Here is a 25325-nt window from a genome sequence, read left to right on the forward strand (position 1 = left end):
AACCCGTGACCGCCACCGTGCCGCCCGTCCGGCACAGCTCCAAGACGCCTTCCCCCGGCGGCCGGCGGGCCGCCGGGGGGAGGGCCCCGCTGTCGCGGCTGCGCCTGCCGGCGCGGCTGCGGCGCGCGTCGCTCCCGTACGTCCTGCTCCTGCCGGCCCTCGCGCTGGAACTGCTCATCCACCTGGTGCCGATGGTCGTCGGCGTGGTGATGAGCTTCAAGGAGCTCACCCAGTTCTTCATCAGCGACTGGTCGGCCGCCCCGTGGAAGGGCCTGGACAACTACCGCGTGGCGGTGGACTTCAACGCCCCGGTCGGCGAGGACCTGCTCAAGTCCTTCCTCGTCACCTGTGAGTTCACGGTGCTGGCGGTCGGGCTGTCCTGGCTGTTCGGCACCGCCGCCGCGATCCTGATGCAGGACGCCTTCCGCGGCCGCGGACTGCTGCGCGCGGTCTTCCTGGTGCCGTACGCGCTGCCGGTCTACGCGGCGGTGATCACCTGGTCGTTCATGTTCCAGCGGGACACCGGCATGATCAACCACGTCATCCACGACCAGCTGCACCTCACCGACGGCCGGCCCTTCTGGCTGATCGGCGACAACAGCTTCTTCGCACTGGTGACGGTGTCGGTCTGGCGGCAGTGGCCCTTCGCGTTCCTGTGCCTGATGGCCGGTCTGCAGAACATCCCGCGCGAGCTGTACGAGGCGGCGGCGATGGACGGCGCCGGGATCTGGCAGCAGATCCGCAGGATCACCCTGCCGTCGCTGCGCCCGGTCAACCAGGTGCTGGTGCTGGTGCTGTTCCTGTGGACGTTCAACGACTTCAACACGCCCTATGTGCTGTTCGGGCGGGCCGCGCCGGACGCCGCGGACCTGATCTCGATCCACATCTACCAGTCGTCCTTCGTGACCTGGAACTTCGGCTCCGGCTCGGCGATGTCCGTGCTCCTGCTGCTGTTCCTGCTCGTCGTGACGGTGCTCTACCTGCTCGCCACCTCCCTGAGGAGGAAGGATGCCTGACGCCCGCAGCCCCATGGCCGCGCCGCGCTCCTTCGTGTGGACCCGGCGGATCGTGCTGACCGTGCTGACGGCCTTCGCGCTGGCGCCGGTGTTCGTCATGGTCGTCTCGTCGCTGAAGCCGCTGCAGGATGTGCAGGGCCCGTTCCGCTGGTTCCCCAGCGGCTTCACCCTGCGCCCGTACGCGGACATCTGGCACACCGTGCCGCTCGCCCGGTACTTCGTGAACTCGCTGCTCGTGGCGGGTGGGGCGACGCTGTGCTCGGTCGTGGTGGCGATCTTCGCGGCGTACGCCGTGAGCCGCTACGACTTCAAGGGGCGCCGCTTCTTCTCGGTGACGATCCTGTCCACCCAGATGTTCCCCGGCATCCTCTTCCTGCTGCCGCTCTTCCTGATCTTCGTCAACCTCGGGAACGCCACGGGCATCGCCCTGTACGGCAGCCGCGGCGGCCTGATCCTGACCTACCTCACCTTCTCGCTCCCCTTCTCCATCTGGATGCTGGCGGGCTACTTCGACTCGATCCCCAAGGACCTGGACGAAGCCGCCATGGTCGACGGCTGCGGGCCGCTGGGCGCGCTCTTCCGGGTGGTCGTCCCGGCCGCCGTGCCCGGCATCGTCGCGGTCTGCGTGTACGCCTTCATGACGGCCTGGGGCGAGGTGCTGTTCGCCTCCGTCATGACCAACGACACCACCCGCACGCTCGCCGTCGGCCTGCAGGGCTACGCCACGCAGACCGACGTGTACTGGAACCAGGTCATGGCCGCCTCGCTCGTGGTCAGCGTGCCCGTCGTCGCCGGGTTCCTGCTCCTGCAGCGCTACCTCGTCGCCGGGCTGACCGCCGGCGCCGTCAAGTGAGCCACACCGCCCCTCAGCGTCACCCGAACGAAAGGCAGTCCGTGACCCTCGACCTCAGCGCCCTCCCCGACGGATTCGTGTGGGGCGCCGCGACGGCCGCGTACCAGATCGAAGGAGCCGTGGCCGAGGACGGCCGAGCGCCCTCCATCTGGGACACCTTCTCCCGCACTCCGGGGAAGGTCGCGAACGGCGACACCGGTGACGTCGCCTGCGACCACTACCACCGGGTGCCGGAGGACATCGGCCTGATGGGCCGGCTCGGCCTGGACGCGTACCGCTTCTCCCTCGCCTGGCCGCGCGTGATGCCGCAGGGCGGCGGGCCGGTCAACCCCGCGGGCCTGGCCTTCTACGACCGCCTGGTCGACGGCCTGCTGGAGGCGGGCATCACCCCCTTCCCCACCCTGTACCACTGGGACCTGCCGCAGGCGCAGCAGGACCGCGGCGGCTGGCCGGAGCGGGAGACCGCGCTGCGCTTCGCCGACTACGCGGCCGTGGTGGCCGAGCGGCTCGGGGACCGGGTCACCCACTGGGCGACGCTCAACGAGCCGCTGTGCTCGGCCTGGATCGGCCATCTGCAGGGCGTGATGGCCCCCGGCCTCACCGACCTGACGGCCGCCGTCCGCGCCTCCTACCACCTGCACCTGGGCCACGGCCTGGCGGTGCAGGCGCTGCGCGCCGCGGTCCCGAACGCCCAGGTCGGCATCGTCAACAACCTCAGCCCCTGCGAGCCGGCCTCCGACCGGCCCGAGGACGTCGCCGCGGCGCTGCGCTCCGACGGGCACACCAACCGCTGGTGGCTGGACCCGATCCACGGCCGCGGCTACCCCGAGGACATGCTGGAGCTGTACGGGGTCGAACTGCCCGTCCGGGCCGGCGACATGGAGACCATCGCGGCGCCGCTGGACTGGCTGGGCCTCAACTACTACTTCCGTGACATCGTTGCCGACGACCCGTCGGGGCCGGTCCCCCACACCCGTGCCGTACGCGTCCCGGACGTCCGCCGCACCGCGATGGACTGGGAGGTGCACGCCGGCGGTCTGGAGCGGCTGCTGCTGCGGCTGACCGAGGAGTACGGCGCCCGCAAGATCTACGTCACCGAGAACGGCTCGGCGTACGAGGACCGCGTCGGCCCCGACGGGCAGGTCCACGACCCCGAGCGCACCGCCTACCTGGAGGAGCACCTGGCGGCCTGCGCCCGCGCCGTGCGCGGCGGTGCCCCGCTCGCCGGCTACTTCGCCTGGTCGCTGCTGGACAACTTCGAGTGGGCGTACGGCTACGACAAGCGCTTCGGCCTCGTCCACGTCGACTACGAGACCCAGCGCCGGACCGTGAAGGGCAGCGGCCGCCGCTACGCCGACATCATCACCGCCCACCGCAGCCGCGCCCGCAGCGCGGCCTGACCTCCCTCGTCATCCCGTCTCCACCCCCCACACAGGAGATCCGCGATGCCACACCACCCCCACACCGGACGCCTGATCGCCGTGCTCGCGGCGGTCGCGGCGGTCTTCGCCGGATTAGTGCTCGCCGGACCTGGGGCGGCCGCCGCCACGGCCGTCCAGGTCACCATGACCACCACCTCCGACGGCAGGACCGTCGTCAAGGGCCTGCAGGCGCAGACCCCGGCCGCCTTCGAGGCGGGCGACGGCAGCGGCGGCACGGTCATCACGGTGGACCCCGCCGCCCGCTACCAGCCCTTCGAGGGCGGCGGGGCGTCCTTCACCGACAGCGCCGCCTGGCTGATGAACTCCTCCGGCGCGCTGTCGGAGGCCACCCGTGACGCCACCATGCGCAAGCTGTTCTCCCCCGCGGAGGGCATCGGCCTGGGCTTCCTGCGCAACCCGATGGGCGCCTCGGACATCGCGCGCAGCCACTACACGTACGACGACACCTGCTGCGACCTGTCGGACTTCTCCATCTCCCGGGACCTGGCCGACGTCCTGCCGATGACCCAGCGGGCGCGGCAGCTCAATCCGGACCTGAAGGTCATGGCGGTGCCGTGGTCGGCGCCGGCGTGGATGAAGGACAACGGCAGGCTGACCCAGATGGGCAAGTTGAGGCCCGAGTACTACGACACGTACGCGCAGTACTTCGTGAAGTACCTGCAGGCGTACGAGCAGCGCGGCGTCCACGTCGACTACGTCTCGGTGCAGAACGAGCCCCAGTGCTGCGGCGCGGGCAGCAACTACCCCACCATGGAGTGGACGGCGGCCACGCTGCTGGACTTCACCAGGAACCACCTGTTCCCGGCGTTCCGTTCGGCCGGGATCACCACCAAGGCGCTGATCCACGACTGGAACCACGGCGACTGGAACACCACCGGCGCAGGCCAGCTCGCCGACGCCGCGCTGCGCGGCGACCCGCTCTTCGGAGGCGTCGCCTGGCACGGCTACACCCCGACCCCGCCGAACTACGCACTGGGCAGCGCGATCCAGGGCCAGTACCCGGGCGTGGCGCAGTACGAGACGGAGCACTCCGGCGGCACGTGGGTCGGCGATCAGCAGTTGGAGGACCTGCGCGACATCACCGGCTTCACCCGCAACTGGGCCCGCGCGTACGTGAAGTGGTCGCTGGCCTTGGACCAGGCCAGGGGCCCGCACGCGGGCGGCTGCGACAGCTGCAGCGGACTGGTCACGGTGCACAACGGGGACGCGCGCAGCGGGCAGGTCGACTACACCGTCGAGTACTACACGATGGGGCAGCTGACGAAGTTCGTCCGCGCGGGCGCGGTGCGGATCGGCAGCAACGCCACCGACCCCGTGTGGAACACCGCCTTCGTCAACAGTGACGGGCAGCGGGTGCTGGTCACCCACAACTCCTCGTCGTCCACCCAGCAGGTCACGGTCCGCGAGGCCGGGCAGCACTTCAGCTACAGCCTGCCCGCCCGCGCCACGACCACCTTCACCTGGTCCGGCGCACCGACCGGCGGCGGGGGCGGCGACGGGGACGGCATCAGCACCTCCGCCTGGTACCAGGTGGCCGGCGCCGGCTCCGGCAAGTGCGTGGACGCCAAGGACCGGGGCACCGCCAACGGAACGGCGGTGCAGCAGTGGAGCTGCGTCGCCGGACAGGCCAACCAGCAGTGGCAGTTCCGCCCGGCCGACGGCGGCTACTACCGGGTGGTGAACCGCAACGCGACCGCCACCGAACAGGTCTGGGACGTCACCGGCGGCGCGTCGGCGACGGGCGACTCGGTGCCGCTGCAGACCTGGCAGTGGTCCTCGGGCGCCAACCAGCAGTGGAAGCCGGTGCTCCAGGCGGACGGTTCGTACGTCCTGACGGCCCGGCACAGCGGCAAGTGCCTGGACGTCGCGTCCGCTTCGGCGGCCGACGGCGCCCTGCTGCAGCAGTACACCTGCAACGGCACCGCAGCCCAGTCCTTCCGGCTGACGCCGGCGGGCTGACCGACCCCGCGCGGCGCCGGCGTACGAGGGAGACGCCGGCGCCGCGCGGCACCAGCACCCCCTCCGGGGCACCGGGGCCCCGGAGGGGGCTCACTGTCGGCGGCGGCCTGCCCGAACAGGCCCCCGTCCCGCTGCCTCCCGGCCGCTGGGCGGTCCGGGCCGTCGAGGCGAGGGCCGGCGACCGCACCTCGCTCGGCCTGGTGCGGCTCGTGCCGGCCGCCTCTTGAAGCCCGTCAGGCCAGAGCCTCCCACCGCCGCACAAGGCGGTCGGCGCCCGCATCGGTCGGCGAACCCCACAGGCGCAGGCGGGCGATGCCGCCGTCGGGATAGGTCTCCAGGCGCACGTGGGTGGCGGGCGGGACGTCGACCACGAAGCGGTGGACGGTGTCGGGCTGCAGGGCGGTCCGGGGCAGGATCTCGAACCACTCGCCGTCCTCGCCGTCGCGGCCGAGCAGGGCGGCCCAGCCGGCGGCGTTGCCCTTGTAGTAGCCGGTGTCGATCTCGACGGCGCGGACGGTGCCCTGCCCGGCGAGGCGGTAGCGAGCCCAGTCGTGGCCCTTGTCGCGGCGGCGGCGGGTCTCCCAGCCGTCGCCCATGCGGCGGGACGTGCCCGGCAGGATCGGGTTGAGCGGGGAGGAGTAGAAGCGGTCGGAGACGTCCTCGGCGGTGCCGCCGTTCTCCAGCGCGACCAGGTCGAAGGTGCCGAGCGCGGTCAGCCACGCCGGGTCGGGGACGACCTCGCCGTGGACCCGCAGCCGGGCGATGCCGCCGTCGGGGAACTGCTTGAGCCGCAGGTGGGTGAAGCGGCGCTCCACGGCCACCTCGAAGCCGTTGGCGGCGTGGCCGCCGACGGCCGTGCGGGGGACGAGTTCCGTCCACTCCACGCCGTCGGCGAGCAGGTCCTCCGGCGCGGCGGACAGGCGCGCGCAGGTGGCCTCGACGGCGATCTGCTGCGGGTGGTTGCCGCGGAAGTGGGCGGTGTCCACAACCAGGCCGCGCACGATTCCGGGGGCCGCGAGGCGGATCAGCGCCCAGTCGTGGTCGGCGTCGGCGGGGTGCGGGTCGGCGGCGTCGGCGCCACGGCGGCGACGGGTCTCCCAGCCGTCCATGACCTGCCCCTTGTGGCCGAAGTGCTCGGCGCGGAACTCGGGCCGCTCGGGGACGAGCAGGTTCTCCCGTTCGGCGAAGAACTCGTCGTTGGCGGCGATCACCCCGGCGCCCAGGCGCCGGTCGGCGAGGTCGACGAGGCCCGTGAAGGGCAGGTCGGCGCCGCGGTAGTCGGCGTAGGGGTCCCCTCCGGGGTACGGCTGGGCGGCGCCGGTGTACCGGGGTATGGCGGTCACGCGTTCTCCCTTGTGATGAGGCGGCCGGAGGGGTCGGTCGGGGTGCCGTGCTCGGCGATCCGCTCACCGCGCAGCCAGGTGCTCCGTACGACCCCCTGGAGGGTGCGGCCCGCGTAGGCGGTGACCTGGTTGCGGTGGTGGAGCGCCGCCGGGTCCACGGTGAAGCTCTCGTCGGGTGCCAGGACGGCGAAGTCGGCGTCGTGGCCGGGCGCGACGGCGCCCTTGGTGGTGAGTCCGGCCAGGCGTGCCGGGCCCCGCGCCATCCAGCGGACCACGTCGACGAGCGTGGCGCCACGCCGGCGGGCCTCGGTCCAGATGGCGGGCAGGCCGAGCTGGAGGGAGGAGATCCCGCCCCAGGCGGCGCCGAAGTCGCCGGTGTCGAAGTGCTTGAGGTCGACGGTCGAGGGCGAGTGGTCGGAGACGACGCAGTCGAGGGTGCCGTCGAGCAGGCCCTGCCACAGGGCCTCCCGGTTGCCCGCCTCGCGGATCGGCGGGCAGCACTTGAACTGGGTCGCGCCGTCCGGGACCTCCTCGGCGGTGAGCGTCAGGTAGTGCGGGCAGGTCTCCGCCGTCAGCCGTACGCCGTCGCGGCGGGCGGCGGCGATCAGGGGCAGGGCCTCGGCGGAGGACAGATGCAGGACGTGCACCCGGCAGTCCAGGCGGCGGGCGAGGGCGATCAGCGCCTCGACGGCGGCGTTCTCGGCGGCGCGGGGGCGGGAGGCGAGGAAGCCGGCGTATGCGGGGCCGGAGGGCTGCGGGGCGCCCTCGATGAGCCGGGAATCCTCGGCGTGGACGATCAGCAGCCCGTCGAAGCGGGCGATCCCGCGCATCGCCTCCTCCAGTTCGGAGGGGCCGAGCTGGGGGAACTCCTCGACGCCGGAGGGCAGCAGGAAGCACTTGAAGCCGAAGACCCCGGCCTCGTGGAGGGGGCGCAGGTCCTTGGCGTTGCCGGGTACGGCGCCGCCCCAGAAGCCGACGTCGGTGTGGATCCGGCCACGGGCGGCGGCGCGCTTGACCTCCAGGTGGGCGGTGGTGGTGGTCGGCGGGATGCTGTTGAGCGGCATGTCGATCAGCGTCGTGACGCCGCCGGCCGCGGCGGCCCGGGTGGCGGTCTCGAAGCCCTCCCATTCGCTGCGCCCGGGGTCGTTGACGTGGACGTGGGTGTCGACCAGGCCGGGGAGCAGGGCGTCCGTGCCGAGGTCGACCAGGCGGGCACCGGGCGGGGGCTCGGTCCCGTACGGCAGGACGGCGGCGATCCGGCCGCCCGCGACGGCCACGTCGGCGGGGCGCTCGCCCTGCGGGGTGACGACCCGTGGTGAACGCAGCACGAGCTCGATCGCGTCAGCGGCCTCGGACACGGGTTCCCCTTCCACCGGCATCGCACAGAAATTCAACGTTCTGTTGAAATGCATCCTCCGCTCGCCCGCGAGCCGCCGTCAACCCCTTCCCCGGCGCCGCACGAGACCCCGGCAGTACAGTTGGAGAATTCCACCCAATGGAATGCGTTTTCCGCACTCACCGGCCACCGCCGCGCCCACGACCGCCCCGAACAGCGGTCACCTGCCTGGTCAGGGCCGGTAGGCTGCACCATCACCACCGTCCGCCTGGGGAGGAAACGTGGCGTCAGACCGCGCCGGGGGCGTGCAGTCCCTCGAACGCGCCTTCGACCTGCTGGAGCGGATGGCCGACGCGGGCGGCGAGGTGGGCCTCAGCGAACTGTCCGCGAGCAGCGGGCTGCCGCTGCCCACGATCCATCGGCTGATGCGCACCCTGGTCGACTGCGGCTACGTACGCCAGCAGCCCAACCGCCGCTACGCGCTGGGGCCCCGGCTGATCCGCCTCGGCGAGAGCTCGGCCCGCCTCCTGGGCACCTGGGCCCGCCCCCACCTGGCGGAGCTGGTCGAGGCGACCGGCGAGACCGCCAACATGGCGCTCCTCGACGGCGATGAGGTCGTCTACGTCGCCCAGGTCCCCTCACGGCACTCGATGCGGATGTTCACCGAGGTCGGACGGCGTGTCCTGCCGCACTCCACGGGCGTCGGCAAGGCCCTGCTGGCACACGTCCCGCCGGAGGAGGTGCGCGCCCTGCTGGCCCGCACCGGGATGCCGGCGGCCACCGAGCGGACCATCGTCGACCCGGACGCCTTCCTCGCGGAACTGGAGCGCATCCGCGCCCAGGGCTACGCCGTGGACGACAACGAGCAGGAGGTCGGGGTCCGCTGCCTGGCGGTCACCGTCCCCGACTCCCCCACGGCCGCCGCCATTTCCATCTCCGGACCCGCCGGACGGGTGACCGAGGCGGCCACGGAGAAGATCGTGCCGGTGCTGCAGGGCGTGGCGCGGCAGCTGTCGACCGCGCTGGCCAGCAACGGGACGCCCTGAAGCGCTCGCGGTCGGCGCGGCGGCCGCGCCGGTGGGTGGGCGCGGCCGGTGGGTGGGCGCTGGTTCGTCTCGCGCCCTTCGGGCGCAAAGCGGCGGGCCGCGGACGGGGGGTGAGGGACTGCCCTCCTCGGCCGTGTGCGGGTGGGTGCGTGGTGGGGGTTCAGGCGCCGGAGCGGGGTGCCTTTCCCGTGGCGTGGGTCTCGTCGCCGTCCGGTCGCTTCCACGCCCACTCCCGGTGGTGGGCGCGCCCGCCGTGACCGGCGTCCAGCGGTGATTCGGGTGCTGTCGAGCGGTGGGGCGGGAGATCGGGCTCGCTTTCGCCGACATACACGGCGGAAGTGGGCCCGATGTCGGGGAAACACCCGCAGACGCCGGTCACGGCGGGCGCGCCACCCACGAACAGTGGGCGTCGCAACCGGCCATCTGCACGCGCGGACGGCAGCGAGACCGGAACCGTACGAACAACCGGCCCCGCTCCGGAGCCTGAACTCCGGCCGACCACCGGCCCGAACAGCGGCGACGGCCCGGCGCCCCCACCCTCCCCTCCGCAGCCGGCGTCTTTCCGCCCGAAGGGCGCGAGACGGCGGGAAATCCGCTTGCGCGGCGCCGCAGTACAGGCCGGGAAACCTGCCGCGCCGGGAAGCCGAGGGCGCCGTGGATGCCGGGGCCGCCATCGGAGTGAGGGCGGACCCTCACAGTCGGGACGCGGGTCGTCGTGCCGCCGCGGCGGCTTGACCTCGAGCGCACTCCAAGGCCTACGGTCGTCACCGTAGCGACCACGACCCCGGACGGGGAGAACCATGCAACTGGGCCTGCACCTCACGAAATTCGACCACCCCCAGGGATCCGCCGGGCTCGCGCCCGCGCTGGCCGCGGCGGGCGATGCTGCCGAGTCGGCCGGCGCGGGCTGGCTTTCGGTGATGGACCACTACTTCCAGATGGAGAACAACGGCGGCGCCGAGGCCGCCATGCTGGAGGCCTACACGACGCTGGGATTCCTCGCCGCCCGGACCTCCTCCGTACGGCTCGGCGTCCTCGTCACCGGGGTCACCTACCGCCACCCCGGCCTGCTGGCGAAGATCGCGACCACGCTCGACGTCCTGTCCGGCGGGCGGGCGACCCTGGGGCTCGGTGCGGCCTGGTACGAGCGTGAGCACCTGGGCCTGGGCGTGCCCTTCCCGCCGCTCGCGGAGCGCTTCGAACGGCTGGAGGAGACCCTGCGGATCTGCCTGCAGATGTGGGACGGGGACGACGACGGCCCCTTCGAGGGCACGCACTACTCCCTGGCGGAGACCCGTAGCGCCCCGGCCCCGGTGAGCACGCCCCGCCCGGAGATCATGATCGGGGGCGGCGGCGAGCGCAAGACGCTCCGCCTGGTCGCCCGGTACGCGGACGCCTGCAACCTCTTCGCCTCCTCGGCCGCCGAGGTCGCGCACAAGCTGGACGTGCTGCGCGCCCACTGCGACGAGGCCGGACGCGACTACGAGCGGATCCGCAAGACCATGCTCTTCGTCGGCGACTCCATCCGCGACGGCGACACCGACGCCTTCGTCGCCGACATGGCCGGCTACGCCAAGCTCGGCGTCGACACGGTCATCGTGGTGCCGCCGGACGCCGAGCCGGCCGGCTGGATCGACAGCCACTGCGCGCCGGCCGTCCCCCGGCTGGCCGAACTCGGCTGACCGGACCCGCGGGCACCCCGCGTCACTGGGGACGCGGGGTGCCGAACAGCTCGATCGCCCGGCGCACCTCGGTGAGGGCACCGGCCAGGGCGCTGACGGAGCCGAGCGCCCCGGCGATCACGAGCAGGCCGCGGCGCAGCCGCGGGACGTCCGGGACACCGGCGTCCGCGGCGGCGGCCAGCGCGGAGAGCTCGTCCTCGGCGATGTGCCGGTCCGGTAAGTTGCCGCGGTACCCGGCGAGTTCACGGCGACAGCGGGCGACCGCGGCCCGTAGGGCGGTCACCCTCGGGTCGACGGTCCCGTCGTCGTCCACCGCCGCGCGGGCGGCCATGTCCTTCACCACTGATACGTCCCCCACAGGTAGACCCCCGATGATTCCCCATGGCCGGCCGGCCCCATCCGGTCCGCCGTATCGGGGAGGACAGTAAACGCGACGGAGCGCTTCCCCCGCTATACGGAGAGCGAAATCCGCCGTAACTTCCTTCCTCGCGTGACGACTTGCCGACATCAACGTCCGGGACCCGCGATCCGGTTCCAGTCCGCGAGCCGCCAGTCCCCCGCGCCGTCGCGCCACCAGCAGGCCATCGAGGCGTTGACCACGCGGGCGCCGCCGGGCGGCGGGGTCCCGAGCAGGCGACACAGGGCCAGCACCACCACGTCGTGCGTGACGACCAGCAGGGGCGGGCCCTGGCGGGCGACGGCCTCCTCCAGGAAGTCCCGCACACGGGCCTCGACGTCCTGCGGCGACTCCCCTCCCGGCGGGCGGTAGGCGGCCTCACCCTCACGCTCGCGCCGCAGCGCCTCCTCGGGGAAGCGCTCGCGCACCCCTTGCGGGGTGATCAGCTCCAACAGGCCCATGCCGCGGTCCCGGAGGCGTTCGTCGTAGGTGACGGGCAGCGGTTCGCGGCCCGCGGCCGCGCCGGCCTCCTCGACGGCGCGCAGGGTCTGCCGGGCCCGCTCGAAGGGCGAGCAGCGGACACGGCCGGGCGCCTGCGCACCGGGCAGCGCCAGCAGGTCACGGCCCAGCCGCGCCGACTGCTCCCGCCCGAGCGCGGTCAGCGCCACGCCGGCGTCCCGGACCCCGTCCAGGGACCTGCCGCGGGCGAAGGCCGCGTTGGCCTCGCTCTCACCGTGGCGTACGGCGATGATCCAGCTCGTCATGGCCGGTCCTTTCCCCCGCCTCCCGTCCACGGTATCCAGGGGGCATGGAACGCGACGCGAGCACGGGCACGGTGGCCGGGCTGCTGCTGGCCGCCGGCGGGGGCAGACGGCTGGGCGGCCGCCCCAAGGCGCTGCTGGAGTACGGCGGCCGCCCGCTGGTCGAGCACGCGGCGCGGGTGCTGCGGGCCGGCGGCTGCGGCCCGGTCCACATCGTGCTGGGCGCGGCCGCCGCGCAGGTGCGCGAACGCGCCGCCCTGGACGACTACGCCGTCACCGTGAACCCGCACTGGGAGCAGGGCATGGGCTCCTCGCTGCGCGCGGGCCTGGAGGCACTGGCCGGCACCGGCGCGCCGGCCGTGGTCGTGGCACTGGTGGACCAGCCCGGGATCGGGGCCACGGCGGTGGCCCGGGTGGTGGCCGCGTACGCCGCGCCGCGCACCCTCGCCGCCGCCTCGTACGGCGGCAAGCGGGGCCATCCGATCCTGCTGGGCTCCGCGCACTGGGCGGCGATCGCCGCGAGTGCGGTGGGGGACCAGGGGGCACGCTCCTACCTGAGGCGGCACGAGGAGGCGATCGCACTCGTCGAGTGCGGGGACGTCGCGGTCCCCGCCGACATCGACACCCCGGACGACCTGCGGCTGCTGGCGGGACCGCCGGAGCCCCCTGCACCGGGTGCCACAGAACGTTGAACTTCCGCAATGCAAAAACTATGCTCCACCCAGCAGAAGCGCCCGTACGGTCGGCGCGCCTCGCAGCCGAAACCCGCCCGGTCCGGCACCCCGTGCCAGGGCCGGGGCGCGGTGGCCGCCCGGCTCCTCCGGCCGCACGGCACCACCCCTCATCGGCAAGAGGAGAGTCAGGTACATGTCCGCATCAGGGCCCGCACCGCACGCCGTCGTCGCCGACACCGCACCCCCCGTCGAGCGCGCGGAGGAGGTGCTGACCGACGGGGCACTCGCCTTCCTGGCCGAACTGCACCGCCGGTTCGCGCCCCGCCGCGCCGCACTCCTCGCCAAGCGCAGGGAACGCCGCGCCGAGATCGCCCGCACCGGCACCCTCGGCTTCCTCCCGGAGACCGCCCACATCCGCGAAGGCGACTGGCGCGTCGCCGACGCCCCCGCCGCGCTGGACGACCGCCGGGTGGAGATCACCGGCCCCACCGACCGCAAGATGACCATCAACGCCCTCAACTCCGGCGCCCGGATCTGGCTCGCCGACTTCGAGGACGCCTCCGCCCCCACCTGGGAGAACGTGGTCGGCGGGCAGGTCAACCTGATCGACGCCTACGAGCGCCGCATCGACTTCACCTCCCCCGAGGGCAAGTCCTACGCGCTCAAGGACGAGACGGAACTCGCCACCGTCGTCATGCGCCCCCGCGGCTGGCACCTCGACGAACGCCACCTGACCGTCGACGGCGAACCCGTCCCCGGCGCCCTCGTCGACTTCGGCCTCTACTTCTTCCACAACGCGCAGCGCCTGCTCGCCAAGGGCAAAGGCCCGTACTTCTACCTCCCCAAGACCGAGTCCCACCTCGAAGCCCGCCTGTGGAACGACGTGTTCGTCCTCGCCCAGGACCTCCTCGGCGTGGCACAGGGCACCATCCGCGCCACCGTCCTCATCGAGACGATCACCGCGGCCTTCGAGATGGAGGAGATCCTCCACGAACTCCGCGACCACGCCTCAGGCCTCAACGCCGGCCGCTGGGACTACCTGTTCTCCATCGTCAAGAACTTCCGCGACGCCGGCGAACGCTACATCCTGCCCGACCGCAACGCCGTGACGATGACCGCGCCCTTCATGCGCGCCTACACCGAACTGCTGGTCCGCACCTGCCACAAGCGCGGCGCCCACGCCATCGGCGGCATGGCCGCCTTCATCCCCTCCCGGCGCGACGCCGAGGTCAACGCGGTCGCCTTCGAGAAGGTCAAGGCCGACAAGGACCGCGAGGCCCACGACGGCTTCGACGGCTCCTGGGTCGCCCACCCCGACCTCGTGCCCATCGCCCGCGCCTCCTTCGACGCCGTCCTCGGCGACCGGCCCCACCAGAAGGACCGGCTGCGCGAGGACGTCCACGTCACCGCCGCCGACCTGCTGGCCGTCGACTCCCTCGACGCCAAACCCACCTACGAGGGACTGCGCAACGCCGTCCAGGTCGGCACCCGCTACATCGAGGCCTGGCTGAGGGGCATGGGCGCCGTCGCCATCTTCAACCTCATGGAGGACGCCGCCACCGCCGAGATCTCCCGCTCCCAGATCTGGCAGTGGGTCAACGCCGGCGTCGTCTTCGCCGACAACGGCGAGAAGGCCACCGCCGACCTCGTGCGCTCCCTTGCCGACCGGGAACTCACCGCCATCCGCGAGGAGACCGGCGAGCAGGCCTTCGCCGCCGGCCGCTGGCAGCAGGCCCACGACCTGCTCCTGAAGACGGCACTCGACGAGACCTACGTCGACTTCCTGACGCTGCCGGCGTACGAACTGCTCGACTGAACCACGCGCGCTCTCCCCGGCCACCGCCGGGGAGAGCCGCCGCCCCCGCGGGACGCACGACTTCCCGCGACCCCCGGGAAAAGCCGGGCAGCCGACACGGGGCCGCTGGCATGATCGTCGGCATGCCAGCACCCCGACCGCGCGCCGTCCGGCCCAGCCTGTACATCTCGGTGGACGTCGAGGCGGACGGGCCCATCCCCGGCCCGTACTCGATGCTCAGCCTCGGGGCCGCCGTCGCGGGCCGGCAGGACGCCGGCGGATTCACCGCCGCCGACCCCGAACGGGACACCTTCTACCGCGAACTGCGCCCCACCGGGACCGAGACCGACCCGCAGGCACTCGCCGTCAGCGGACTGGACCGGGCACGCCTGACCGCCGAGGGCAGCGAACCCGCCGCCGCGATGGCCGAGTTCACCGCATGGGTGCGCACCGTCAGCGAGGGCGCCCAGCCCGTCATGACCGGCTACCCCGCCGGCTACGACTGGATGTTCCTGTACTGGTACCTCATCCGCTTCACCGGCTCCAGCCCCTTCGGGCACTCCGGCTGCCTCGACATGAAGACGCTGTACGCGGCCAAGGCCCACGTGCCGCTGCGCGCCGTCGCCAAGGCCACCATGCCCCGCGAACTGCTCTCCCGCCGCCGCCACACCCACCACGCCCTCGACGACGCCATCGAACAGGCCGAACTCTTCGCCAACCTCATGAACTGGAAGGGCACCGCGCATGCCCTTTGACCACAACAACCACTACCACCGGCTGCTCCTGCGCAAAGTCCCGCCCGGCGCGCTCACCGCCCTGGACGTCGGCTGCGGCACCGGCCGCTTCGCCCGGCGCCTGGCCGCCCGCGGACTGCGGGTCGACGCGATCGACGCCTGCCCGGAAGCCGTGGCCGCGGCCGGAACCGCACCCGCACCCGGGGTCACCTTCCGCACCGCGGACGTCACCGGTGTGGACCTCCCCACGGCCCACTACGACCTCATCACCTGCCTGGCCAGCCTGCACCACATGCCGTTCGGCACGGTCACCGCGCTGCGCGCCGCGCTCGCCCCCGGGGGGACCCTGCTCGTCCTGGGCTGCTACCCCGAACGCACCCCCGCCGACTGGGCGGTGAGCCTGGCGGCCGTCCCCGTCAACGCCGCCGCCCGGCTCGCCGTCGCCGCCGCCGACCGGATCCGCGGCCGCGAACCGGAACCCGTCCGGGCCCCCGTACGCCCACCGGGCACACCCCTGCCGCAGATCCGCGCCGAAGCGGCGCAACTCCTGCCGGGCAGCCGTGTCAGGCGCCTGCTGTTCTGGCGCTACCTGCTGGTGTACCGCGACGGCGCTGCCGGCTGACGGGCCCGGCCGGCCCCGCTCAGGCCTGGCCGGTGTCGAAACGGCTGACCTTGCCGCCGTCCACGGTGAAACGCCACTTCGTGCGCATCTCACCCCACGCGTCGTTGCGGTAGTCCGCGATGAGGGTCAGCCCCGCCGAATCCTGGGACTGCACGTCCATGTGGCCGTGGGAATCGAAGATCTCCCGCTCCGCCCACTCCTGCAGGTTGCGGTCGGAACCGTCGTCGGACATCGTCGCGTTCTCGGTGAGCGCGGCCTCGAAGGCCTCCCGGTCCCCGGCGTTCACCGCCGAGACGAAGGCGCGGACGGCCGGTTCGTTGAGGGCGTCGGTGCGGATCATCGCTGCTGCTCCCTGTGCTCACGGGTCGTGCCACCAGCCTCGCCCGAGCGGCCCCGGCGCGCTACCCGGGGCCCGGCGGCCCGACCGCCGTTCACCCGCGGGGACCGCCACGGCTGGCCCCGCAACGGGACCACGGCGACCCTGGGATCCAGTCCGGCGGCCCGACAGCGACGGCAGGAGCACACGCGTGGCGAGTGGGGGCGAGGACCTCACCGACGAAGGACGCGACGTCCTGCGGTACGTCCGGCTGCTCCCCGTCGTGCTGCTCGTCGGCGGCTTCCTGGTCGACTACCTGACCCCCGCCCAGTTCAGCGCCACCGCCTTCTACTCCGTCGCCCCCATGCTCGCCGCCCCCCTGATGTCCCTGCCCGGCACCGTGCTGGTCGGGGTGGGCGCCCTCGCCGCAGACGCGGGCATCCTCGCCCACTTCGGATACATCGGCGGCCCCGGCGGCATCAGCGAACTGCTGTCGATCTGCGCCGTCGCCGTCGTGGCCGTGTTCATCAACCGCCTGCTCCACGTCCGCGAGGTACGGCTGCGCTCCGCGCGCAGCGTCGCCGCCGCCGTGCAACGCGCCGTGCTGCCCGTGCCGCCGCGGCACGTCGGGCCGTACCGCATCGCCGCCCGCTACGAGACCGCGGAGGCCGAGGCGGAGATCGGCGGCGACCTCTACGCCGTCCAGGACACCCCCTACGGGCTGCGCTGCATCATGGGCGACGTACGCGGCAAGGGCATGGCCGCCGTGGAGGCGGCCACCGTCGTGCTCGGCGCGTTCCGCATGGCCGCCGACGAGGAACCCACCCTCGCGGGAGTGGCGGCCCGCATGGACCGGGCACTGTGGCGCGAGGCCGAACGCCGCGAGGGCATGGACCCCCTGGAATGGTTCGTCACCGCCGTCCTCGCCGAGTTCCCGGCCGACGGCACCGGGCTGCGCCTGGTCAACCGCGGGCACCCGCCCCCACTGGTGCTGCACCAGGGCAGCGTGCGCTCCGCGGAACCGGCAGGCCATGCCCTGCCCCTCGGAATGGGCCTCCACGAGGTCACCGACCACGAGGTCACCGACCACGTCGACACCGTCGCCTTCCCACCAGGTTCCACCCTGCTCATGCACACCGACGGCGTCACCGAGGCCCGCGACGCCGACGGAACCTTCTACGACCCCGTCACCCGGCTGGACGGTGTGCCGTTCGCCGGCCCCGCCGAACTGCTCGACGCGCTCCTGGACGACGTCCACGCACACACCGGCGGTCCCCGCAGCGACGACATGGCACTCCTGGCGGTCTGCCACTTCTGACCCGCCGGCCTCCGTGCCGAACGCGGCCGTGGGCTCCGGGTGGAGAGACCTCGCCGACGGCAACGGTCGCAGTGCGGGGATCGCGCAGCCCGCCAGGTCCTCTCGACCCTCGCATTACTTGCCGCTCCACGTCTGTCACACCCTGCCCCTAACCTGCTGTCGTGACCGCGCCCGCTCTCCGCCAGCTCCGCGCCGCCCTGGAACGCGCCCTCGCCGACCCGGCCATCGCCACCTCCCGCTCCCGGGAGGAGCGGCTGCGGAAGGCCGCCGCGGTGCTGGAGCGTGCGGCCGCCGACGTCCCGCCCCAGGCGCTGCGCAGCCTCGACGAGCTGTTCGCCGACACCGTCCTGGGCCACCCGGGGCGGCCGGACACCGTTCTCGGCCGCATCGCGGCCGGCCTGTACCGCACCCGGGCGGGACAGGTGGGCAGGCAGCTCACCCCCGCGAGCCAACGCGACATCATGGACGGCATCGCCGACCTCAACCGGGCCGCCGGGCGCCCCGCGTTCGGGTGGCAGGCCCGCGGGATGCGCCCCTGGTCCAAGCACACCAAGGAGCCCCTGGACTTCACCGGGCACATCGTGCTGCGCCGGGCCCTGAGCACCCCCGTGGAGCCGCGCCGCGAGCCGTACCGGCTGCGGCTGCTGGCGGCGCTGGAGGTGCTGTGGGCGACGGCGGTGCCCCGCGAGGGCCTGGTGGCCGCGGACGTCACCGACCTGTCGGCGCAGGAGTCCCGTATCAGGCTCACCGTGAACCTGCCCGGCCGGACAGCGGCGACCCGGCAGGATTTCGCGCTCCCCCGGTCGGCGCGGGCGGCGCTGCGGCTCTGGCTGCCGGTGCGCCGGGAGGTCGTCGCCCGGCACCTGGACGCGGGGCCGGACCATCCCGCGAACCAGGCCCTGTTCGTCACCCTGCGGCACACCGTGGCCGAACCTGCCTCGGGGGCGGCCCGGATGGTGCCGCCCGGCATCCGCATCACCGGGAACGGGCTGGAGACCGACTACAGCAAGTGGGCGCGCAGGCTCAACGGCGACCACGCCGGGCAGAAGGGCTGGCCGGTGCCGACCGACCTGTACACCGTCTCCCGCGGCGGCGCGGTCCGGCGCGAGGCCCAGGGCCGCTCCCAGGGTCGCGGCCCGGCCCGCCAGGGAGGTTCAGCGGGTGCGGGCCCGCGCGCGGTGGCCGTCGAGGACGTCCTGGCGGAGCAGTGAGCCGAAGCCCGCGGACTCCAGACGCCGGCCCAGGTGCGCCTCGTCGACCCCGAGGGCGGCCGCGGTGCGGGCCAGGTGCCAGTCGTGGGCGGCGAGGCGGTCGAGCAGGTGGCCGCGGCGCGCCTGGCTCTCCGAGAGCCGGAACGTCTTGAGGTAGACGGTCCGGCCCCGCCGGTCCGTGACGGCCTCGCCGATGTGGTTCTCCCGCCCGGGGCGGAACTCCGGCAGGAACCGGGAGAGCGTGAAGGGGCCCATCCGGTACACCGTCCGCCAGGTGCGGGGCTGCTCCAGGAGTACGGCGGCCATGGTCGTGTCGTGGAACCGCGCCCAGGCCTGCTCCTGTCCGGCCGCCGCGGCACGCAGCTCGGCCAGGGAGCCGATGCCCGTGCCGGGGATGCGGGCGCGGAACTCCTGGACGGGCGGCATCAGCGTGGCGTAGTGGTGGACGAGTTCGCCGTAGAGGTCCTGCACGAGGGTCGGGTGCAGCGCGCGGTAGTCGTCGGGGTGCGGCACGACGAAGGCCGCGGCCAGGGCGTCGGCGACATAAAGCAGGACGCCGCACTGACCGGGGTGGATCTCGAAGACCCGCAGCGCGTCGGCGAGTCCGCGCACCTCGGCCCCTGTGTACGCCTCCTCCGCGCGCGGGGACAGGCCCCGGCGCAGCGCGCGCTGCGACCATTCCTCCCACGCGACCGAAGGGCCGCCGAAGTGCAGTGCCAGATAGCCCTCCAGTGCCAGGTGCAGGGGGAGGAAGCGCAGCCGGTCCTTGGCCTCGCGCCGGGCCATCCGGCGGTGCATGCGCAGGGCGCTCGTGGCGGGGCGCGCGTCGTCCGCGCCCTCGGCCAGCTGCGTCCCGTAGGCCGCGGCCGGGGCTCCGTCACCGGTCCAGGTGGCGACGAACGCGTGCGGGATGTACGAGACGTACGCGTGCCGCGGGCCGACCTGGACGGCGGACGGCCCGTCAGTGAGAATCCTCGGGTGCAGCCGCAGGTCCTCGACGGGCTGTTCGCGCACCAGCGGGACCAGGCGCACGGCGCCCCAGACCTGGGAGGGGCGGGTGTCCAGGCCGGTCAGGTCGAGTGCGGTCATCGGGTGTGCTCCCCCCGGTGGGTTCGGTCGAGCAGTCGTCGCGCGCGGGCGTCGAGGTAGGCGGCCAGTTCGGCCGGGCCGGTGCGGCCCTCGGCGAACTGGGCGAGTTCGACGAGCGCGGGCAGGTCCTCGGCGTCGCGGATGCCGGCCGTGGCCACGGCCGGGGACAGCCTGCGCACGTCGAAGTCCTCGGCGTCGTAGACCGGGTTGAGGTGCACGACCTCGGTGCGGCGGCCGGGGTCGATGCGGGTGCGCCACACGCGGAGCACCTCGCCGGCCAGGCCCGGGGGCGCGTTGTCCCAGCCGTCGGAGACGATCACCAGCCGGGACGGCCCGGTCTCCAGCGCGTCCAGGATCCGCCGGCCCAGCGGCGTCGCCCCGTACGGACGGACGAGCAGGGCGTCGGTCCGCCCGGACGTCCACAGCCCGGAGTACTCGCCGGCGAGCGCGGCGAGCAGGTGGTGGCAGGCCAGGGCGACGGCCAGCGGCCGGCGGCGCTTGGTGCCCGAACCCGAGGCGGAGAAGCTGTCGTCGAGGACGGCGGCGACCTGGCCCCAGCTTCCCCGGTGCGCCCCGGCCACCCGGACGGCGGCCGCGTCCAGGGCGCCGGTCAGTTCCCGGCGCCGCCGCAGGCGCTCCTCGACGGGCAGCGAGAGCACGAAGGAGGCGAGCCGGGTCAGCGGCATGCGGTCCAGGGCGGCCGGCACCGCGTCCGCCTCGTGCCGCCGGGCGGACTCCTGCAGCCGCAGGGTCTCCAGGCGCGTCATGCGCGGGGCGATGCGCTCCAGGAACACCTCGCGCGGCACACCGTGCTTCGCGGCGAAGCCCTCGGCGACGGTGTAGGGCAGTTCGTACAGGGCGTCCTGCGCGAAGTGCGCGCGGCGCCAGGCCTCCAGGAGCGGTGTGTCGTACCGGCCCCGGCTCAGCGGCCGGAACACGAACGTGCCCAGTTCCTCCCCCGTGGGGGCGAGATGGGCGTGCCGCAGCGCCCGCTTGAACCCGCTGCGGTACTTCACGGCGTCGAAGGCCGGGTCCGGGCGGGCGGTGATCCAGTCGCGGATGATCGCCCTCGTCCGCCGGTTGTTCACCCCGGCCCGGCGCAGGGCACCGAAGACCCCGTACACCCGCTGCGGCGGCAGCAGCGCCAGACGGCGGGCGATGAGCCGGCCCTCGGTGCGTCGCTGTTCCGCGGTGGCCTCGGCGGCGGTCTCCAGCAGGCGGCGGACGATCAGTGCCGCGTTGTGGTCGTTGATGTCGAGGGCGAGGACCCCGGCGTACAGGTCGCGGTAGTTGCCCAGCATGTACGCGTGGAGGAAGTCCAGCGACAGCCGCTGCTCCCCCGCGCCGGAACGGAACTCGCGCTGGCCGGTCGCGGTGATCGCCGCGTTGACGAACAGCAGCACGTCCTCGGCGGCGACCGCCGCCCCCCGCTCGCTCATGGCGTCGGCTCCCCCTGTCATGGACGCCGGCCGGGGAATGGGGGCACGAGCAGCGAATCATTGCTTCAGAGGCAGGTTCCGGAAGTCGCACCGTAGTCCCGCGGCCGGCACGGCGACCGTAACAGAGCCGGTGCGCAGTGCTCCAACGGGATTCCCGGCCGCCCGGCGCCCCGCGCGGCGCCGGGCGCGGGGTACGCCGGGTCCCGTCCCGGCGGGGGCGGGACCCGGCACCGGTCGAAGGGCCGTCCCTCCCCCGACCGGGGTCTGCGGGTGAGCGCGGCGGTCAGCCGCTGAGGCCCGCGATCCGGGCGAGCCGCCGGGCCTCGTCGCGGGTGGTGCGCGCGATGGCGTCCTCGTCGGCGGTGACGAGGCGGCCGTCCTCGACCACCGGCCGGCCGTTCACCAGGGAGAGGGTGACGGGGGCGGCCGCGCCGAGGACGAGGGCGGCGACGGGGTCGGCGATCGAGGCGTGGGCGAGGGTGTCCATCCGCCACAGGACGAGGTCGGCGAGCTTGCCCGCCTCCAGGGAGCCGATCTCCTCGGCCCGGCCGAGCACGCGCGCCCCGCCGTACGTACCCAGGCGCAGCGCCTGACGGGCGGTCAGCGCCGCCTCGCGGTGGGCGCCGAGGCGGTTGATGAGCAGCGCGTTGCGCAACTCGGTGTGGAGCTCGCCCGATTCGTTGGACGCGGTGCCGTCCACGCCGAGGCCGACCGGGACGCCGGCCGCGAGCATGTCGGGGACGCGGGCGATTCCGGCGGCGAGGCGGGCGTTGGAGGACGGGCAGTGGGCGACGCCGGTCCGCGTGCGGGCGAAGGCGGCGATGTCGGAGTCGGCCATGTGGACGCAGTGCGCCATCCACACGTCCTCGCCGAGCCAGCCGGTGGACTCGAAGTAGTCCGTGGGGCCCATGCCGAACAGTTCCCTGCAGAACTGCTCCTCCTCCACGGTCTCACTGCCGTGGGTGTGCAGACGCACGCCCTTGCGCCGGGCGAGTTCGGCTCCCTGGCGCAGCAGTTCGGTGGAGACCGAGAACGGCGAGCAGGGGGCGACGGCGATCTGCGTCATGGCGCCGAACGAGGCGTCGTGGTGCTTGTCGATCGTCTCCTCGGTGGCGGCGAGGGCGTCGTCGAGGGTCTCGACGGCGAAGTCCGGGGGCAGTCCGCCGTCGGACTCGCCGCGGTCCATGGAGCCGCGGGCGAGGGTGAGGCGCACGCCCATGCCGGCGGCGGCACGGATGATGGACCCGGACAGGTCGCCCGTGCCGCGGGGGAAGACGTAGTGGTGGTCCATGGCGGTGGTGACCCCGCCGCGGGCCATCATCGCCAGGGAGCCCTGGGCGGCCGCGTGGGTCATCCCCTCGTCGATGCGGGCCCAGGTGGGGTAGAGGGCGACGAGCCAGTCGAAGAGGTTGTGGTCGGTGGCCAGGCCCCGGGTGATCCACTGGTAGAAGTGGTGGTGGGTGTTGACCAGGCCGGGGGTGAGCAGGTGGCCGGTGCCGTCCACCCGCCGTACGACGCCGTCCAGTCCCGCCGGGGCCGGTCCCGGGCCGACGGACTCGATGCGGTCGCCGGCGACGACGACGTGGCCGGCCGGGTACTCGGTGCCGTCCGCGTCGACGGTGGCGACGGCACAGTTCTCGATGACGATGCGCTCTGCTGGGGCGGTCATGGTGTGGCCTCTCAGTCCGTCACCGGGATGCGGGGCTCGGCTCCGTCGCGCAGGACCGTGCCCTCGATGAGGCCGTAGGGGCGGTCGGCCGCGAAGTACACGGCGCTGTCGGGGGTGTCGTTCTTGAGGCCGAACGGCTCGAGGTCGACGAGGAAGTGGTGCTTGTTGGGAAGCGAGAGCCGCACCTCGTCGATCTCGGGGCGGTGCTCGAGCACCCGGTCGCCCATCGCGTACAGCGTCTGCTGCAGGGAGAGCGAGTAGGTGCCGGCGAAGGCGTCGAGGAGGTGCCGGCGGACCTCGGCCCACGACTCCTCCCACTGCGGGGCAAGGTCCTCGTCGCGGTTCCAGTGGAACCGCCAGCGGGCGCTGACCTCGGTGGCGAGGACGCGGTCGCGGGTCTCCGGCAGCGTGGTGTAGCGGTCCTTGACGAAGCCCCAGAACTCGGAGTCGGTGGTGTTCATGACCACGAGGTCCTTCAGGCCGGAGACGACCTGCCAGCGCGCGCCGTCGAAGGTGACCTCGGTGGTGCGGGTCTCCCGTCCGCCGCGGACGAAGGAGTGCTCCCGCGTGATCCGCTCCCAGTCGTACTCCTCGATGCGGATCCTGGCCCGCTCGATGGACTCCTGTCCGGTGACGAAGTGCCGGGCGAGGTGGATGCCGAACTGCTCGGCGGACTCGATGCCGTGCTGCTTGGCGAAGGCGAAGACGGTGTTCTTGGTGGTGTCGGTGGGCAGCACGGCGGCGTTGCTGCCGGAAGTGTGGACGTCGTCCATCGCGCCGGACAGGGCGACGGAGACGTTGAGGTCCTTGACGTGGTGGGTCGCGCCGTCGCGGGTGACGCGGACGACGCGGGTCTCCGCCTTGCCGTACTGGTTCTGGCCGAGTCGGGTGGGCGACATGTCGGTGCTAGCTCCCTCGGTATACGGAGTAGCCGAACGGGTTGAGCAGCAGCGGTACGTGGTAGTGCTCGCCCGGCTCGACGGCGAAGACGATCGCCACCTCCGGGAAGAAGGCTCCGCTGTCCCTGGTGCGGGGGGCGTCCTGCTGGTCCTCGGCTCGACTGCGGTGGTCGGTGCTCTGGCGTGTGAGGTAGGGCTCGGTGGCGAACTCCAGCCGTACGTGGCTCGTGCCCTGCGGCGGGTCGGGCAGGTCCTTGCAGCGGCCGTCGGCGTCGGTCGCCGAGGTGCCGTGCGGCACCCAGGGGGCCTCGCTTCCGGCACGTACCGCCAAGGTGACGGCGACGCCCCGCGCGGGGCGGCCGGCGCTGGTGTCCAGGACGTGCGTGGACACAGAGGTCATGCGGGGTCCTCCTTCGCGGCCTCGACGAGCCGGGTGAGGCGGAGGCGGTTGATCCTCCCCAGTTCGGTGCGGACGGTCTCGCGCTCGGTGCCGGGGTCGTTGCCGATGCGCTCCTTGAGCGCGGCCAGCATCTGGTCGCCGGTCCTTCCGGTGGCGCAGATGAGGAAGACGTGGCCGTGCCGCTCCTGGTAGGCGAGGTTCAGTGCGAGCAGTTCCTCGCGCTGGGAGTCCCGCACCCCGCCCTGTTCGCGGGCGGAGACCGGGTCACCGGGCCGGGGGCGGCCGATCGGCGGGTGGCCCGCCATCGCCTCGGCCAGGTCGTCCGGGGTGAGGCCGGCCGTCGCGGCGTCGGAGGCGGCGAGCAGTGCGTCAAGGGTGCCGTACGGGCGGGCCGCCGTGACGGCGGCACCCCAGGAGCGGCTCGCGCAGACCTCGTGCAGCAGCGCGATCGCCTCCGGTCCGCCGGCGGCGTTGAACCGGGCCAGGCCCGGGGGTGGGCTGGAAGTCACAAGGGCACGCTAGGAGCGCCCACCACGCGGCGTCAACAGTTTGTTGAAAAGTTGCGGCCCACAACGCCCGGACGGACGCCTTCGCGCGATGACCTGAGCCCTGCCTAGCGGCCTTCCCTCGCCGCGTTCTCCCTGTTGAGGTAGTTGTAGACGGTGAAGCGGCTCACGCCGAGCGCGGAGGCGACCGTCTCCACCCCGTGCCGCACCGAGAAGGCACCGCGCTCCTCCAGGATCCGGACGACCGTCTGCTTCTCCTTGCGCTCCAGCTCGGACAGCGCCTTGCCGTGCCGGCGCTCGAGGTCGGCCAGGATGTGGTCGAGCGAGTCCGCGAGGTGCGGCAGCCGTACGGCGACGACCTCCGCGCCCTGCCAGCTGAGCACGACGTCGTCGCCGCGCGCCTCACCGGGGGGCACCAGTTCCGCGCCCATGGCGTCGGCGAGCGGCTTGATCGCCGCACTGAACGGATGCTCGGCCGGCCCGGTCACCGGTCCGCCTCGCCGAGGACGTTGACCTGCAGCGACACCCGGGTCGCGCCGGCCTCCAGGGTGCGCCGCAGCAGATCCCCGACCACGGCGACCACCTGCTCCGTACCGCCCTCGGCCGAGTTGCCGAAGGGCCCCACGTCGACGGCCTCCAACCCGGCCGTCTCCAGGACCTCGCGGCCCACCACGGCGTGCCGCGGGGGCTCGTCCAGGTCGAACGGCTCGGTGGTGAATTCGAGTCTCAGGCGCACGCCTTCAACCTAGCTGGTCAGGGGCTTTCCGGAACATCCCTCTTGACAGCCGCCGTCGGGCTCGTGGAGTCTTCCGTTAGGC

The 25325-nt window shown here is 73.3% G+C and carries 25 protein-coding genes; 12 read left to right on the forward strand and 13 right to left on the reverse strand.

Translation table 11 applies throughout. From position 1 onward, the window contains the following. The first annotated feature begins 5 nt into the window (after positions 1 to 5). Genes OIE69_RS11145 through OIE69_RS11160 form a run of 4 tightly spaced genes read left to right on the forward strand, consistent with a single transcriptional unit; the run spans position 6 to position 5270 of the window. The gene (locus OIE69_RS11145) at positions 6 to 1016 is read left to right on the forward strand and encodes a carbohydrate ABC transporter permease (protein ID WP_392567489.1); all 1011 of its coding nucleotides are present in this window, start codon (positions 6 to 8) and stop codon (positions 1014 to 1016) included. After that, a complete protein-coding gene (locus OIE69_RS11150; protein ID WP_326571811.1) occupies positions 1009 to 1869 on the forward strand; it encodes a carbohydrate ABC transporter permease in 861 nt (286 codons plus the stop codon). The genes OIE69_RS11145 and OIE69_RS11150 overlap by 8 nt, the downstream gene beginning before the upstream one ends. 41 nt (positions 1870 to 1910) lie before the next feature. Then, complete coding sequence (locus OIE69_RS11155; RefSeq protein ID WP_326571812.1) at positions 1911 to 3269, forward strand: GH1 family beta-glucosidase; 1359 nt, start codon at positions 1911 to 1913, stop codon at positions 3267 to 3269. Between the two features lie 45 nt (positions 3270 to 3314). Then, positions 3315 to 5270 (forward strand): RICIN domain-containing protein, encoded by a 1956-nt coding sequence (locus tag OIE69_RS11160; RefSeq protein WP_326571813.1) that lies wholly within the window; start codon positions 3315 to 3317, stop codon positions 5268 to 5270. A 233-nt stretch (positions 5271 to 5503) separates the two neighbouring features. On the opposite strand, the gene alc is transcribed toward OIE69_RS11160, so the two are convergent. Continuing rightward, positions 5504 to 6613, reverse strand: coding sequence for an allantoicase (gene alc / locus OIE69_RS11165; RefSeq protein ID WP_326571814.1), 1110 nt, complete (start codon positions 6611 to 6613; stop codon positions 5504 to 5506). Then, on the reverse strand, positions 6610 to 7971 hold the full coding sequence (gene allB, locus OIE69_RS11170) for an allantoinase AllB (protein WP_326571815.1): 1362 nt from the start codon (positions 7969 to 7971) through the stop codon (positions 6610 to 6612). The genes alc and allB overlap by 4 nt, the downstream gene beginning before the upstream one ends. A 259-nt stretch (positions 7972 to 8230) precedes the next feature. Here allB and OIE69_RS11175 point away from each other — a divergent pair, with 259 nt between their 5' ends. Together OIE69_RS11175 and OIE69_RS11180 are read left to right on the forward strand one after the other, a co-directional pair. After that, on the forward strand, positions 8231 to 8995 hold the full coding sequence (locus tag OIE69_RS11175; RefSeq protein ID WP_326571816.1) for an IclR family transcriptional regulator: 765 nt from the start codon (positions 8231 to 8233) through the stop codon (positions 8993 to 8995). A gap of 800 nt (positions 8996 to 9795) precedes the next feature. Next, a complete protein-coding gene (locus tag OIE69_RS11180; protein WP_326571817.1) occupies positions 9796 to 10677 on the forward strand; it encodes an LLM class F420-dependent oxidoreductase in 882 nt (293 codons plus the stop codon). A gap of 22 nt (positions 10678 to 10699) precedes the next feature. Here the strand turns inward: OIE69_RS11180 and OIE69_RS11185 are convergent, their stop codons facing one another. Further along, a complete protein-coding gene (locus OIE69_RS11185) occupies positions 10700 to 11008 on the reverse strand; it encodes a DUF5955 family protein (protein ID WP_326581082.1) in 309 nt (102 codons plus the stop codon). A gap of 176 nt (positions 11009 to 11184) precedes the next feature. Further along, a complete protein-coding gene (locus OIE69_RS11190) occupies positions 11185 to 11838 on the reverse strand; it encodes a histidine phosphatase family protein (RefSeq protein ID WP_326571818.1) in 654 nt (217 codons plus the stop codon). A 44-nt stretch (positions 11839 to 11882) separates the two neighbouring features. Between OIE69_RS11190 and OIE69_RS11195 the strand changes: the two genes are divergently transcribed. From OIE69_RS11195 to OIE69_RS11210, 4 genes are all read left to right on the forward strand, one after another. Beyond that, complete coding sequence (locus OIE69_RS11195; RefSeq protein WP_326571819.1) at positions 11883 to 12527, forward strand: nucleotidyltransferase family protein; 645 nt, start codon at positions 11883 to 11885, stop codon at positions 12525 to 12527. 175 nt (positions 12528 to 12702) lie between these two features. Further along, on the forward strand, positions 12703 to 14325 hold the full coding sequence (gene aceB / locus OIE69_RS11200) for a malate synthase A (RefSeq protein ID WP_326571820.1): 1623 nt from the start codon (positions 12703 to 12705) through the stop codon (positions 14323 to 14325). A 122-nt stretch (positions 14326 to 14447) separates the two neighbouring features. Then, positions 14448 to 15059 (forward strand): 3'-5' exonuclease, encoded by a 612-nt coding sequence (locus tag OIE69_RS11205; protein WP_326571821.1) that lies wholly within the window; start codon positions 14448 to 14450, stop codon positions 15057 to 15059. Further along, positions 15049 to 15660 carry a class I SAM-dependent methyltransferase gene (locus tag OIE69_RS11210; RefSeq protein ID WP_326571822.1) on the forward strand — a complete coding sequence of 204 codons (612 nt, stop codon included), beginning with the start codon at positions 15049 to 15051 and terminating at the stop codon, positions 15658 to 15660. Before OIE69_RS11205 ends, OIE69_RS11210 begins: the two co-directional genes overlap by 11 nt. Positions 15661 to 15679: 19 nt before the next feature. On the opposite strand, the gene OIE69_RS11215 is transcribed toward OIE69_RS11210, so the two are convergent. Next, positions 15680 to 16000 (reverse strand): nuclear transport factor 2 family protein, encoded by a 321-nt coding sequence (locus tag OIE69_RS11215; RefSeq protein WP_326571823.1) that lies wholly within the window; start codon positions 15998 to 16000, stop codon positions 15680 to 15682. A gap of 187 nt (positions 16001 to 16187) precedes the next feature. On the opposite strand from OIE69_RS11215, the gene OIE69_RS11220 reads away from it, so the two are divergent. Together OIE69_RS11220 and OIE69_RS11225 are read left to right on the forward strand one after the other, a co-directional pair. Continuing rightward, positions 16188 to 17294 (forward strand): PP2C family protein-serine/threonine phosphatase, encoded by a 1107-nt coding sequence (locus OIE69_RS11220; RefSeq protein WP_326571824.1) that lies wholly within the window; start codon positions 16188 to 16190, stop codon positions 17292 to 17294. 161 nt (positions 17295 to 17455) lie between these two features. Next, complete coding sequence (locus tag OIE69_RS11225) at positions 17456 to 18505, forward strand: hypothetical protein (RefSeq protein ID WP_326571825.1); 1050 nt, start codon at positions 17456 to 17458, stop codon at positions 18503 to 18505. Here OIE69_RS11225 and OIE69_RS11230 read toward each other — a convergent pair. The 8 genes from OIE69_RS11230 to OIE69_RS11265 all read right to left on the reverse strand — a co-directional run bounded on the left by OIE69_RS11230 (position 18449) and on the right by OIE69_RS11265 (position 25243). Beyond that, the gene (locus OIE69_RS11230; RefSeq protein ID WP_326571826.1) at positions 18449 to 19594 is read right to left on the reverse strand and encodes an ARPP-2 domain-containing protein; all 1146 of its coding nucleotides are present in this window, start codon (positions 19592 to 19594) and stop codon (positions 18449 to 18451) included. The genes OIE69_RS11225 and OIE69_RS11230 overlap by 57 nt on opposite strands. Then, positions 19591 to 21033: a hypothetical protein gene (locus OIE69_RS11235; protein ID WP_326571827.1), complete on the reverse strand. Its 1443-nt coding sequence runs from the start codon at positions 21031 to 21033 to the stop codon at positions 19591 to 19593. The genes OIE69_RS11230 and OIE69_RS11235 overlap by 4 nt, the downstream gene beginning before the upstream one ends. Positions 21034 to 21316: 283 nt before the next feature. Further along, entirely contained in the window at positions 21317 to 22702 is a 1386-nt protein-coding gene (locus tag OIE69_RS11240; RefSeq protein WP_326571828.1) for an 8-oxoguanine deaminase, read from the reverse strand. 11 nt (positions 22703 to 22713) lie between these two features. Next, on the reverse strand, positions 22714 to 23601 hold the full coding sequence (gene pucL / locus OIE69_RS11245; protein ID WP_326571829.1) for a factor-independent urate hydroxylase: 888 nt from the start codon (positions 23599 to 23601) through the stop codon (positions 22714 to 22716). Positions 23602 to 23608: 7 nt separating this feature from the next. After that, positions 23609 to 24001 carry a hydroxyisourate hydrolase gene (uraH, locus tag OIE69_RS11250; protein WP_326571830.1) on the reverse strand — a complete coding sequence of 131 codons (393 nt, stop codon included), beginning with the start codon at positions 23999 to 24001 and terminating at the stop codon, positions 23609 to 23611. Beyond that, positions 23998 to 24510: a 2-oxo-4-hydroxy-4-carboxy-5-ureidoimidazoline decarboxylase gene (gene uraD / locus OIE69_RS11255; RefSeq protein ID WP_326571831.1), complete on the reverse strand. Its 513-nt coding sequence runs from the start codon at positions 24508 to 24510 to the stop codon at positions 23998 to 24000. The genes uraH and uraD overlap by 4 nt, the downstream gene beginning before the upstream one ends. Positions 24511 to 24614: 104 nt before the next feature. Then, complete coding sequence (locus OIE69_RS11260) at positions 24615 to 24995, reverse strand: helix-turn-helix domain-containing protein (RefSeq protein WP_326571832.1); 381 nt, start codon at positions 24993 to 24995, stop codon at positions 24615 to 24617. Continuing rightward, positions 24992 to 25243: a hypothetical protein gene (locus tag OIE69_RS11265; protein WP_326571833.1), complete on the reverse strand. Its 252-nt coding sequence runs from the start codon at positions 25241 to 25243 to the stop codon at positions 24992 to 24994. The genes OIE69_RS11260 and OIE69_RS11265 overlap by 4 nt, the downstream gene beginning before the upstream one ends. Positions 25244 to 25325 lie beyond the last annotated feature (82 nt).

Source organism: Actinacidiphila glaucinigra, assembly GCF_035918135.1.
GTDB lineage: Bacteria > Actinomycetota > Actinomycetes > Streptomycetales > Streptomycetaceae > Actinacidiphila > Actinacidiphila glaucinigra.

Coding starts and splice junctions, on each gene's coding strand:
- OIE69_RS11150 (WP_326571811.1), top strand. CDS start 1,009: ATGCCTGACGCCCGCAGCCCCATGGCCGCGCCGCGCTCCTTCGTGTGG.
- OIE69_RS11160 (WP_326571813.1), top strand. CDS start 3,315: ATGCCACACCACCCCCACACCGGACGCCTGATCGCCGTGCTCGCGGCG.
- OIE69_RS11180 (WP_326571817.1), top strand. CDS start 9,796: ATGCAACTGGGCCTGCACCTCACGAAATTCGACCACCCCCAGGGATCC.
- OIE69_RS11185 (WP_326581082.1), bottom strand. CDS start 11,008: ATGGCCGCCCGCGCGGCGGTGGACGACGACGGGACCGTCGACCCGAGG.
- OIE69_RS11190 (WP_326571818.1), bottom strand. CDS start 11,838: ATGACGAGCTGGATCATCGCCGTACGCCACGGTGAGAGCGAGGCCAAC.
- OIE69_RS11195 (WP_326571819.1), top strand. CDS start 11,883: ATGGAACGCGACGCGAGCACGGGCACGGTGGCCGGGCTGCTGCTGGCC.
- aceB (WP_326571820.1), top strand. CDS start 12,703: ATGTCCGCATCAGGGCCCGCACCGCACGCCGTCGTCGCCGACACCGCA.
- OIE69_RS11205 (WP_326571821.1), top strand. CDS start 14,448: ATGCCAGCACCCCGACCGCGCGCCGTCCGGCCCAGCCTGTACATCTCG.
- OIE69_RS11210 (WP_326571822.1), top strand. CDS start 15,049: ATGCCCTTTGACCACAACAACCACTACCACCGGCTGCTCCTGCGCAAA.
- OIE69_RS11215 (WP_326571823.1), bottom strand. CDS start 16,000: ATGATCCGCACCGACGCCCTCAACGAACCGGCCGTCCGCGCCTTCGTC.
- OIE69_RS11230 (WP_326571826.1), bottom strand. CDS start 19,594: ATGACCGCACTCGACCTGACCGGCCTGGACACCCGCCCCTCCCAGGTC.
- OIE69_RS11235 (WP_326571827.1), bottom strand. CDS start 21,033: ATGAGCGAGCGGGGGGCGGCGGTCGCCGCCGAGGACGTGCTGCTGTTC.
- OIE69_RS11240 (WP_326571828.1), bottom strand. CDS start 22,702: ATGACCGCCCCAGCAGAGCGCATCGTCATCGAGAACTGTGCCGTCGCC.
- pucL (WP_326571829.1), bottom strand. CDS start 23,601: ATGTCGCCCACCCGACTCGGCCAGAACCAGTACGGCAAGGCGGAGACC.
- uraH (WP_326571830.1), bottom strand. CDS start 24,001: ATGACCTCTGTGTCCACGCACGTCCTGGACACCAGCGCCGGCCGCCCC.